Consider the following 10,766-nt stretch of genomic DNA (forward strand, 5'->3'; position numbering starts at 1 on the left):
CTCGGTCGTGGGCGGCGCTCAAGTACCGCTGGTGCTCGGGTGCCTGTGCGGTGCCCGTCCCCGCACTGCGCGACCCGGCGGTACGAAAGAGCCTAGAACGCCTTTGCGCTGGTGGGGAGATCATTTGCGTCATTGCCTGCTCCGTGCGTGCGCCCCGAAAAACAGGTCGGCTGCGGGTACCCGCCGAGGGCACCCGCAGCCGCCCTGCTTTTACAGGTACTGTCCGGTGTTCGCCACCGTGTCGATGGAGCGTCCGGTGTCCGCGCCCTGCTTTCCGGTGATGAGGGTGCGGATGTAGACGATCCGCTCGCCCTTCTTTCCGGAGATCCGGGCCCAGTCGTCCGGGTTGGTGGTGTTCGGCAGGTCCTCGTTCTCCTTGAACTCGTCCACGCAGGCCTGGAGCAGGTGGGAGACGCGGAGGCCCTTCTGGTTCTTCTCGAGGAAGTCCTTGATCGCCATTTTCTTGGCGCGGCCGACGATGTTCTCGATCATGGCGCCGGAGTTGAAGTCCTTGAAGTAGAGGACTTCCTTGTCGCCGTTGGCGTAGGTGACCTCCAGGAAGCGGTTCTCCTCGGATTCGGCGTACATCTGCTCGACCGCGGTCTGGATCATGGCCTGGACCGTGGCGTCCTTGGCGCCGCCGTGTTCCGAGAGGTCGTCCGCGTGCAGCGGAAGGCGCTCGGTGAGGTACTTCCCGAAGATGTCCTGGGCCGCTTCGGCGTCCGGACGCTCGATCTTGATCTTCACGTCGAGCCGGCCGGGGCGCAGGATGGCCGGGTCGATCATGTCCTCGCGGTTGGAGGCGCCGATCACGACCACGTTCTGCAGGCCCTCCACGCCGTCGATCTCGGCGAGCAGCTGGGGGACGATGGTGTTCTCCACGTCCGAGCTGACGCCGGAGCCACGGGTGCGGAAGAGGGACTCCATCTCGTCGAAGAAGACGATGACGGGGGTGCCCTCGCTGGCCTTCTCCCGGGCTCGCTGGAAGACCAGGCGGATCTGCCGCTCGGTCTCGCCGACGTACTTGTTCAGGAGCTCGGGGCCCTTGATGTTGAGGAAGAAGCTCTTGCCGGCGGCCTGGCCGGTGACCTCGGCGACCTTCTTGGCCAGCGAGTTGGCGACGGCCTTGGCGATGAGTGTCTTGCCGCATCCGGGGGGACCGTAGAGCAGCACACCCTTGGGCGGGCGCAGTTCGTGCTCCTTGAACAGGTCCGGGTAGAGGTACGGCAGCTCGACGGCGTCGCGGATCATCTCGATCTGGTTGCCGAGGCCACCGATCTGGTCGTATCCGATGTCGGGCACCTCTTCGAGGACGAGCTCCTCGACCTCGCTCTTGGGCACGACCTCGTAGACATAGCCGGACCTGGGCTCGAGCAGGAGGGCGTCGCCGGCGCGGATGGTCACGTCCAGCAGCGGCTCGGCGAGCCGCACCACCCGCTCCTCGTCGGTGTGCCCGATGACCAGGGCGCGCTCACCGTCCTCGAGGATCTCCTTGAGGGTGACGATGTCGCCGACGCGCTCGAACTCCATGGCCTCGACCACGTTGAGCGCTTCGTTGAGCATCACTTCCTGGCCGCGCCGGAGCTCGTCGACCTCGACGCTGGGGCTGACGTTCACCCGCAGCTTGCGGCCGCCGGTGAAGATGTCGGCGGTGCCGTCCTCGTTGGCCTGCAGGAAGACGCCGAAGCCGGCGGGCGGCTGGGCGAGCCGGTCGACCTCTTCCTTGAGGGCCACGATCTGGTCGCGGGCCTCGCGGAGAGTGTTCGCGAGGCGTTCGTTCTGCGCGGAGACGCCGGCCAGGTTGGTCTGCAGCTCGACGATCCGCTCTTCGAGAATCCTCGTGTGTCGCGGAGAGTCGGCGAGCTTGCGTCGCAGGACGGCGATCTCCTGCTCAAGGTAGGCGATCTGCCCGGCCGGGTCTTCGGACCCTCGTCCCGGGCGGATGCCGCGGTTCATGTCGTCGTCGTGGGCTGCCACGGTCCTCACCTCCTCCAAGGGGAGCTGGACGCTTCCAGACCCTACCTGGGTGGGTGTCGATTGAAACCCCTAGATCACAAAGACGGTCGGGGTGTGTCCGATCTTCACCCTTGCGCTCTCCCTCACGCCAGGGGAATACCCACCGAACATGATTGGAAAGCGAACAGAGATAGTCTCGAGATGTTCAACACCCGTCAGAGCTGGCCTGATTCCCGTGCGGCTCGACGTGATACGGCAGGAGAGATGAACGTGCAGCAGCGGACCGCGGACGGTGGCGAGGCACTGGAGGTCTGGATCGACCAGGATCTGTGCACCGGTGACGGCATCTGCGCACAGTACGCGCCGGAGGTCTTCGAGCTGGACATCGACGGCCTGGCCTATGTGAAGGGCGCGGACGACGAGCTCCTGCAGGAGAAGGGGGCGGCAACGCCCGTGCCGCTGGCGCTTCTCACGGACGTCGTCGACTCGGCGAGGGAGTGCCCGGGCGAGTGCATCCATGTGCGTCGCGTTTCGGACAAGGTCGAGAGGTACGGACCTGACGCGGGGTGACCGCACGAGCGCCTGCCGTCACTACTGTCTGATTTCTCACACCCCTGCGGGCGCGGTGTCAGACGCCGCGCGCCTGTGCGGGCGCGGAGCGGACGAACGCGCCGTTCTGCCACCGCCACTTCACGCTGTCCTTCACATCGGGGCAGCAATTGGGCACGTCGGGCGAGGAGTAGCCGAGGAGGGTGGCCGTTATGTCGCCGGCCCGCACGGCGAAGTCGGTGACGGTGTACCGGTCCTTGGGGTCGACGAGGGTGGCCACCACGCGCGGCGCCTTGGCCCCTTCGGCCTGGGTGAGGACGTAGACGGCGTCGGGCGGGGTGCCCATGGAGGCGTCGCAGTGCACGACGGCCACGGTCTCCGGCCGGCCGTCCTGGTCGAGGTCCCCGGAGGCCTTCTTCGCCACGACGGCCTTCACGGGGCCGCACTGGAGCGGGAAGGTCACGCCTGTGGTGGCGGGTGCGGCGGCCGCGGGCGCGCTCTGGGCCCGGGTGCCGGCGTCGGCGGTCTGGGCGGCGGTGGCCGAGCTCGGCTGAAGGGCCGAGGAGAGGGCGATGACACCGGCGACGGCCGTGGCGGTGGCCACCCAGTGGATGGGGCGCGTGTGCGTGTGTGCCAGTTCCGGAACGGCGGGGTGCTGCACTAGGAGTGTCTCCTGTGAGGGCTGTGCCGGTGGGGGTGGCCAGCATCGTGCCACACGTCACAGTGCGGGGGAACGGCGGGGTGGGTTCTTGTGACCGGCCCGTGCCGCCGCCGGGCGGCGGCGGCAGGTTCCTGGTGCGGGTTCAACGCGGGGGCGCCGTGGCGGAGTTCCCTGTTCGGCAGGGGGAACTCCGCCACGGCGCCCGTTCGTTGGCTGCGGCAGGGGGCCGCGTCAGCGGCCGGTGCCTCCGTCGGCGTTGGGGCCCTCGTAGTCCTCGCCGTAGGCGCCCTTGGCGGGGCGTCGGCGGCGCATGGGCGGCTCGACGCCGTCCGCGAGGCGGCGGGCGGTGAGCAGGAAGCCGGTGTGCCCGATCATCCGGTGGTCGGGGCGGACGGCCAGGCCCTCGATGTGCCAGTTGCGGATCATCGTCTCCCAGGCGGTCGGCTCGTTGAAGCAGCCGATCTCGCGGATGGACTCCACGGTCCGGGCGAGCTGGGTGGTGGTGGCGACGTAGCAGCACAGGATGCCGCCGGGGACGAGCGCCTTGGAGACGGCCTCCAGGCACTCCCAGGGGGCGAGCATGTCGAGGATGACGCGGTCGACCTCGGTGTCGGACAGGTTGTCCTGGAGGTCGCCGACGGTGAGCTGCCAGGCGGGGTGCGGGCCGCCGAAGTAGCGCTCCACGTTCGCCTGGGCGATCTCGGCGAAGTCGGCGCGGCGCTCGTAGCTGTGCAGCATGCCCTGGTCACCGATGGCGCGCAGCAGGAAGCTGCTGAGCGAGCCGGAGCCGACGCCGGCCTCCACGACGCGGGCGCCGGGGAAGATGTCGGCGAAGGCCAGGATCTGCCCCGCGTCCTTGGGGTAGACGACGGCTGCCCCGCGGGGCATGGACAGGACGTAGTCGGGGAGCAGGGGACGCAGCGCGAGGTAGGCGACGTTGCCGGTGGTGCGGACAACGCTGCCCTCGGGTGCGCCGATCAGTTCGTCGTGCGGGAAGGAACCCTTGTGGGTGTGGAAGTTCTTCCCGGCCTCGAGCGTGAACGTGTAGTGGCGGCCCTTGGGGTCGGTCAGCTGTACCTGGTCCCCGACCTTGAAGGGCCCGCGGCGGCGGGCAGCACCGGTCGGTTCGGACATGTGACCAGCCTACCGGTCCCCGGGGGGCCCGCCGACCACGTGGGCGGCGGTCTCTAGGCGGACGCGGAGGGCCGGGCCATGGCCTTCACGAAGGCCCGCTCGACGTCGGCGGCGGACAGCACGCCGTAGATCTCCCCGGTCTCCTCCACCACGAGGTACTCGGTGGCCGGGGTGGCGCGCAGCACGTCCAGGAGCTCCTCGCCGGCCAGCTCGGCGGAAACGCGCATGCCGTCGGTGAGGTCCTGGGCGAGCGCGCTGGCGTAGACCCAGGGGCGGCGGTGTTCGGGTACGCCGACGATGGCGGACTCGCGGACCAGGGAGAGCGGCTCGCCGTGGCCGTCGACGACGACGAGCGCGCGGGCGCCGGCGGCGTTGGCGCGGCGCAGGGCCTCGGCGAGGGAGGTGTTGGTCTCGACGGGGACCGCGCGCCGGGTGAGGGTGCGGGCGCGCAGTTCGGGGAGGTGTTCGCGCAGGCGGGCCATGCGCAGGCTGTTGCCGGCGCCGGTCCAGATGATCGCGGCGATGATGGCGGCGAGCAGGGCGTCGGTGACGGTGTCCATGCCGACGCTGTCCTCGGCGGTGGAGCCGAGGGCGCCGGACTGGCTGAGCAGGGGCAGGCCGATGAGGACGGAGACGGCGAGGAGCCGGCCCACCCAGGCGGCGGCGACGGTGCCGGTCATCGGCCGGCCGGTGATCTTCCAGACGACGGCGCGGAGCATGCGGCCGCCGTCGAGAGGCAGGCCGGGCAGCAGGTTGAACGCGGCGACGATGAGGTTGGAGACCATCAGGGCGGCCAGCAGCACGCCGAGGACCGTGCCGCGTTCGACGGGCTGGAGGGCGAGGTAGAAGACGCCGGCGAGGACCAGGGAGAGCAGGGGGCCGACGAAGGCGAGGACGAACTCGCGGCCGGGGGTCTCGGCCTCCTTCTCGATCTCCGAGACACCGCCGAAGAACTGCAGCTGGATGCGGCGGACGGGGAGTTTGAAGCGGATCGCGGCGAGGGTGTGGGCGAGCTCGTGGACGAGGACGGAGCCGTAGAAGGCGACCGCGAAGAAGAGGGAGACGAGGTAGCGGGCGGCGCCGAGCTCGGGCAGCACGCGGTCGAGCTGGCCGCCGAAGACCCAGGTGATCAGCGCGGCGACAAGGAACCAGCTGGGCCCCACGTAGACGGGCACGCCGAACGGCCGCCCCATGAGCAGCCCGCCTCCGGGCTCCCGGGCCCGCCGGGGCGGCGGTGCCTGGCCGGCACCACCGGCGTGGGCGTGGGCGCGGTCGGGGTGGGTGTCGTGCTCGGCGGGGCCGGGGGTGGTCGCGGGGTCGGTACCGGTGCCGGGGCCGGCGGCGCTGTCCCGGAAGGACTCGTCGACGGGATCGGCCGGGCCGTCCGGGTGGCGGTCGCCCCGGTCGTCGGGGGCGGAGGAGTCCCGCGCGGGAGGTCCGTTCTCGTCCGGGGCGTGCTCGTCTCCCGCTCCGGGGCCGGGGTCGTGGCCGGGTGACTCCGAGCGGGCGGTGCCGTCGTGGGGTGCCGGGGCCGAGGGGCCCGTGCGGGGTTCGGTCGGCTCGTCGTTGCCGGACCGCGGCTGCCCGCTCCCGCCGCTCACGTCCACGGTGTCCCCTCGTTCGAAGCGCGTCTTCCGTGCCTGGCGGCCGGAAGGTCTCGGGTCGATGGTATGCGGCCGTGGCGAACGGTTCCGCCCGGCACCCCTGTGTTCTGCCCGCTGCCGTGCCCGTCGTCACCCCGGGCCGGGCCCCGCGGCTGGGTCACTGTCAGTGGCGGGCCGTAAGGTCTGTGGCATGGAGACGACCACGGCGGGCGGGACGGAACCCGACGGTACCGAGACCGCACCGGCCGCTGAAGGCACGCCGGCACCGCCACCGGCCCCGGACCGGACGCCGACCGTGACGGCGGACACCCCGATGCCCGCAGTGGACGGGTTCGGCGCGGACGGGGCCGATACGGACGGGGCCGATACGGACGGGGCCGGTGGGGACGGGGGCGAGGCGGCGAACCGGGCGGCCGGCGCCGCAGCGAGCACGACTGCGGAGAGCGGCGACGCGGGTGTGGGCCCGGCGGCGCAGGCGGTCGCCGGCACAGTGAGCACGGCCGGGCCGGTTTCGTTGTCGCCGTCTCGGGCCGGGGACTTCATGCAGTGCCCGTTGCTGTACCGGTTCCGGGTGATCGACCGGCTGCCGGAGAAGCCGAGTGAGGCGGCCACGCGGGGCACGCTGGTGCACGCGGTGCTCGAGCGGCTCTTCGACGCGCCGGCCGCGGAGCGGACCGCGCCCCGGGCCAAGGCGCTGATCCCCGGCCAGTGGGACCGGCTGCGGGAGTCCCGGCCGGAGCTGGTGGAGCTGTTCGCCGACGACATGGACGGCGAGCGGCTGGCCCGCTGGCTGACGGAGGCGGAGCAGCTGGTGGAGCGCTGGTTCACGCTGGAGGACCCGACCCGGCTGGAGCCGGCCGAGCGGGAGCTGTTCGTCGAGACGGAGCTGGACTCGGGGCTCAGGCTGCGCGGGATCATCGACCGGGTGGACGTGGCGCCCACCGGCGAGGTACGGATCGTCGACTACAAGACGGGCAAGGCGCCCCGGCCGGAGTACGCCGAGGGCGCGCTGTTCCAGATGAAGTTCTACGCCCTGGTGGTCTGGCGGCTGAAGAAGATCGTTCCGCGGCGGTTGCAGCTGGTGTACCTGGGCAGTGGTGACGTGCTGACGTACGACCCGGTCCCGGCCGACCTGGAGCGGGTGGAGCGCAAGCTGCTGGCGCTGTGGGAGGCCATCCGGCTGGCCACCGAGACCGGTGACTGGCGGCCGCGTCCCACGAAGCTGTGCGGCTGGTGCGACCACCGCGCCCACTGCCCGGAGTTCGGGGGCACTCCCCCGCCCTACCCGCTGCCGCTGCCCCGGGGACGGACCGCTGCGCAGGTGCAGGGCAGAATGGGGCCGGAGTAGGGCCCCAGCGAAGGAGACTCACGTGGCCATCCGCGTCCTACTGGTCGACGACCAGCCGCTGCTGCGCACCGGGTTCCGGATGATTCTGGAGGCGGAGCAGGACATCGCGGTCGTGGGCGAGGCCGGAGACGGCCTCCAAGCCCTGCACCAGGTGCGGGCCCTGCAGCCCGATGTGGTGCTGATGGACATCCGCATGCCGCGGATGGACGGGGTCGAGGCGACCCGGCAGATCACCGGGCCCGGGCGGGACGGCCCGGCGAAGGTGCTGGTGCTGACCACCTTCGACCTCGACGAGTACGTGGTGGAGGCGCTGCGCGCGGGCGCGAGCGGCTTCCTGCTGAAGGACGCCCCGGCCAACGAGCTGGTGCAGGCGATCCGGGTGGTCGCGGCCGGCGAGGCGATGCTGGCGCCGAGCATCACGCGCCGGCTGCTGGACAAGTACGCCACGCATCTGCCGTCCGGGGACGAGCCGGTGCCGGACACCCTGCACACCCTCACCGAGCGTGAGGTCGAGGTGCTGAAACTGGTTGCGCGCGGGCTGTCCAACGCGGAGATCGCCGCGGACCTGTTCGTCAGCGAGACGACGGTCAAGACGCATGTCGGGCATGTGCTGACCAAGCTGGGGCTGCGCGACCGCGTGCAGGCGGCGGTGTACGCGTACGAGAGCGGTCTGGTGCGGCCCGGAGCGCAGTGAGCAGGGCGGCACAGCGGAAACACTTCCTACGACGCGAGGCGCCCCTCCCCGAAGTTCGGGAGGGGCGCCTCGTCGTACCGGCGGCGGTGTGGCTCAGTTGCTCACGCCGCGGCCGAGCGTCCACAGCTGCAGCGTGGAGGAGGAGTTGAGCGCGTACGCGGTGCCCGTGATGGCGTCACGGGCGGCGACGTACTGCTTGCCCTGCCACAGCGGGATCACCGGGACGTCGCGGGCGACGATGTTCTGGATGTCCGTCAGGCTGGAGGAGCCGCGGTCGGCCTCACGCCGGGACTGCGGGATCAGGGTGTTGCGGATCTCGCTGTTGGCGTACGGCGAGCCGAGGAAGTTGTCCTTGTCGAGGAACGGCGCGAGGAAGTTGTCGGGGTCCGGGAAGTCCGGGAACCAACCCATGCCGTAGACCTCGTACTGGCCCTTCTGCTCCGCCGGGCGGAACTTCCCCCACGGCGTGCCCTGGATGCTGACGTCGAACAGACCGCTGGCGTTGAGCTGCTGCTGAAGGATCTCGAATTCCTTCTTGGTGGCCGTGCCGTAGTGGTCCGTCGTGTAGTGCAGCGTCAGCTTCACCGGAGTGGTGATGTTCGCCTTGGCCAGCAGGGACTTGGCCTTGGGGACGTTCGGGTCGCCGTACTTGTTGAAGAACGAGTTGGAGTGGCCGGTGACGGTGGCCGGCACCAGCGAGAAGAGCGGTTCGGCCTGCGTGCCGTAGACCTTGGCGACGAGTTCGCTGCGGTTGATGACCTGGGCCATCGCCTGGCGCACCGCCTTGCTCTTCACCGACGGGGCGTCGGTGTTGAAGGCGAGGTAGCGGATCTCCAGGCCGGGCATCTCGACGAGGTCGACGTTGCTCTCACCGGCATTGGACAGCTTCTGGATCTGCTCCGGCGACATGGTGCGGGTCATGACGTCGATGTCACCCTTGTTCAGGGCGTCACCCATGGCGTCCGGGTCGGAGAAGGAGCGGATCTCCACCTTGTCGTTGTTGAGCTGCAACGTCCCCTTGTAGTTGGGGTTCTTGGTGAAGACGGCGTCGACCATCTCCCCGTTCTTGACGTCGGCCTTCATGGTGTAGGGGCCGGAGCCGTCCACGGCGAAGCCCTCGCGCAGCTTGTTCTTCTCGTAGTCCTTGGGGTTGACGATGCCCGCGACGGGCGTCGTCAGCTTGTACGGGAAGGTGGCGTCCGCGGTGTTGAGGTGGAAGATGACCTCGCGGTCGCCCTGCGTCTCGACGGTGTCGATGGTGTTGAGCAGGCCGGCCACACCGCTGTCGCCCTTGATGGCGCGGGCGCGGTCGATGGAGTACTTCACGTCGGCCGCGGTGAGCGGGTCGCCGTTGGCGAACTTCAGGCCGTCGCGCAGGGTGCAGGCGTAGCGCTCGTTGCCGCTGTCGGTGAATCCGCACTTCTCGGCTGCCTCGGGGACGGGGTTGCCGTCGCCCTTGGGCATGATCATCAGGGTCTGCACCGTCTGGCGCAGGACGTTCCAGAGCCCGGCGTCGTAGGCCCACGCCGGGTCGAGGGGTGCGGGGGCTTCCTTGGAGGCGGCGAACCGGTCCGTGGTGCCGACGACGATGGCGTCGTCACTCTGGCTGCCGCTGTCGGACCCGCCGCAGGCGGCGAGTACCGGCGCGAGCAGACCGGCCACGGCCGGCAGCACCAAAGTCTTGCGGTTCATGCTCGAGTTTCTCCAGGGCTGTCATATCCGTGTACCCGGCATGCAGGGGTGGTGCGGCCGTTCACGGGAGTGGGGCGATGTTCTCGCGACGAGATTAGTCCGCGCCCGCAGGAGGGTTCGCGGCCACCGGAGTTGAGTCGCCATCACGCAGCGGAATCAGGTGTGGACGCACCGAAAACGCGCCACTGGAATGATTCGTGCAGCCTCTCATCAATCGGGACACAAAGACGCGCGGACGGCGCCTCGCACGAGGGGGGCTGCACACGCCGACGCCCCTGTCGACCCCCTATTGAGTGGTGAACGTCACACCACTGACTCGAGGCGGGGATATCGGGATTCGGCCATCCCGTGGCCGGGGCCCTGCTCGGGCCTCATCGACGAGACACCCCCTAGCCCTCCCCTAGCCCAGGTACGTCATCAGCCCCTGGAGGAACGGCAGGTCGACCTCTTCCAGCGAGGTCACGACGGTGCGCCGGGGGGCCGGGGCGATGGGGGCCACGGAGGGGACGGCGACCACACGGCAGCCGGCGGCCTCGGCCGCGGCGACCCCGGTGGCGGTGTCCTCGACGACCGCGCACCTGGCCGGATCCACTCCCAGGCGGGTGGCGGCCAGCAGATAAGGCTCCGGATGCGGCTTGGTGCGTGCCACCTCGTCACCGGCCACCGAGAAGGAGAAGTACTCGGGCCCGAGCGAGATCATGACGCGGTCGATGATGCGCCGGTGGGAGGCGGAGACCAGGGCGGTGGGGATCTCGTGCGTCGACAGCTCCGCCAGCAGCCGCGCCGCGCCCGGCATCAGCGGCAGGGCGCGGTCGATACGGTCCTCGAAGCCCTGGTTGAGCAGCACCGTGAGCTCGGCGAGGGTGATGGCGGCGCCGGTGGCCTCGATGAGGAAGCCCGCGCTGCGGGTCATGGGGCCGCCGACGACGACATGTCTCCAGGCATCGTCGAGTCTGTGGCCGAGGGCCGCGAACACCTCCACCTCGACGTCCCACCAGAAACCCTCCGTGTCCACCAGGGTTCCGTCCATGTCGAGGAGCACTGCCTCCAGGGCGGAGCCTTCGGCCGTGCGGGTGCCTGGCGCGGGGACCGTACTGGTCATCCGGCGTACCTCCTTGAGGGACGATC

9 protein-coding genes are annotated in these 10,766 nt (G+C 70.2%); 3 read left to right on the plus strand and 6 right to left on the minus strand.

Annotated elements, in window-relative coordinates; genetic code table 11:
• Positions 1-210: 210 nt before the first annotated feature.
• The gene (arc, locus tag R2S09_RS04100) at positions 211-1,977 is read right to left on the minus strand and encodes a proteasome ATPase (protein WP_306190256.1); all 1,767 of its coding nucleotides are present in this window, start codon (positions 1,975-1,977) and stop codon (positions 211-213) included.
• Between the two features lie 243 nt (positions 1,978-2,220).
• Between arc and R2S09_RS04105 the strand changes: the two genes are divergently transcribed.
• Positions 2,221-2,526, plus strand: a complete 306-nt coding sequence (locus R2S09_RS04105) for a ferredoxin (protein ID WP_306190257.1) — start codon at positions 2,221-2,223, stop codon at positions 2,524-2,526.
• A gap of 58 nt (positions 2,527-2,584) precedes the next feature.
• On the opposite strand, the gene R2S09_RS04110 is transcribed toward R2S09_RS04105, so the two are convergent.
• From R2S09_RS04110 to R2S09_RS04120, 3 genes are all read right to left on the minus strand, one after another.
• Positions 2,585-3,166 (minus strand): hypothetical protein, encoded by a 582-nt coding sequence (locus R2S09_RS04110; RefSeq protein WP_306190258.1) that lies wholly within the window; start codon positions 3,164-3,166, stop codon positions 2,585-2,587.
• Positions 3,167-3,397: 231 nt separating this feature from the next.
• Entirely contained in the window at positions 3,398-4,300 is a 903-nt protein-coding gene (locus tag R2S09_RS04115) for a tRNA (adenine-N1)-methyltransferase (protein WP_306190260.1), read from the minus strand.
• Between the two features lie 53 nt (positions 4,301-4,353).
• Positions 4,354-5,907 carry a site-2 protease family protein gene (locus tag R2S09_RS04120; RefSeq protein ID WP_306190261.1) on the minus strand — a complete coding sequence of 518 codons (1,554 nt, stop codon included), beginning with the start codon at positions 5,905-5,907 and terminating at the stop codon, positions 4,354-4,356.
• A 310-nt stretch (positions 5,908-6,217) separates the two neighbouring features.
• Here R2S09_RS04120 and R2S09_RS04125 point away from each other — a divergent pair, with 310 nt between their 5' ends.
• The gene (locus R2S09_RS04125) at positions 6,218-7,252 is read left to right on the plus strand and encodes a RecB family exonuclease (RefSeq protein ID WP_399143918.1); all 1,035 of its coding nucleotides are present in this window, start codon (positions 6,218-6,220) and stop codon (positions 7,250-7,252) included.
• Positions 7,253-7,274: 22 nt separating this feature from the next.
• Positions 7,275-7,946: a response regulator transcription factor gene (locus R2S09_RS04130; protein WP_316739815.1), complete on the plus strand. Its 672-nt coding sequence runs from the start codon at positions 7,275-7,277 to the stop codon at positions 7,944-7,946.
• A gap of 93 nt (positions 7,947-8,039) precedes the next feature.
• On the opposite strand, the gene R2S09_RS04135 is transcribed toward R2S09_RS04130, so the two are convergent.
• Complete coding sequence (locus R2S09_RS04135) at positions 8,040-9,638, minus strand: ABC transporter substrate-binding protein (protein WP_306190263.1); 1,599 nt, start codon at positions 9,636-9,638, stop codon at positions 8,040-8,042.
• A gap of 400 nt (positions 9,639-10,038) precedes the next feature.
• Positions 10,039-10,740 (minus strand): HAD family phosphatase, encoded by a 702-nt coding sequence (locus R2S09_RS04140; protein ID WP_306190264.1) that lies wholly within the window; start codon positions 10,738-10,740, stop codon positions 10,039-10,041.
• Positions 10,741-10,766: the final 26 nt, after the last annotated feature.

It is taken from the genome of Streptomyces sp. MK7 (genome assembly GCF_032658145.1).
Classification (GTDB): Bacteria; Actinomycetota; Actinomycetes; order Streptomycetales; family Streptomycetaceae; genus Streptomyces; species Streptomyces spiralis.

Coding starts and splice junctions, on each gene's coding strand:
- R2S09_RS04105 (WP_306190257.1), top strand. CDS start 2,221: ATGAACGTGCAGCAGCGGACCGCGGACGGTGGCGAGGCACTGGAGGTC.
- R2S09_RS04115 (WP_306190260.1), bottom strand. CDS start 4,300: ATGTCCGAACCGACCGGTGCTGCCCGCCGCCGCGGGCCCTTCAAGGTC.
- R2S09_RS04125 (WP_399143918.1), top strand. CDS start 6,218: ATGCCCGCAGTGGACGGGTTCGGCGCGGACGGGGCCGATACGGACGGG.
- R2S09_RS04135 (WP_306190263.1), bottom strand. CDS start 9,638: ATGAACCGCAAGACTTTGGTGCTGCCGGCCGTGGCCGGTCTGCTCGCG.
- R2S09_RS04140 (WP_306190264.1), bottom strand. CDS start 10,740: ATGACCAGTACGGTCCCCGCGCCAGGCACCCGCACGGCCGAAGGCTCC.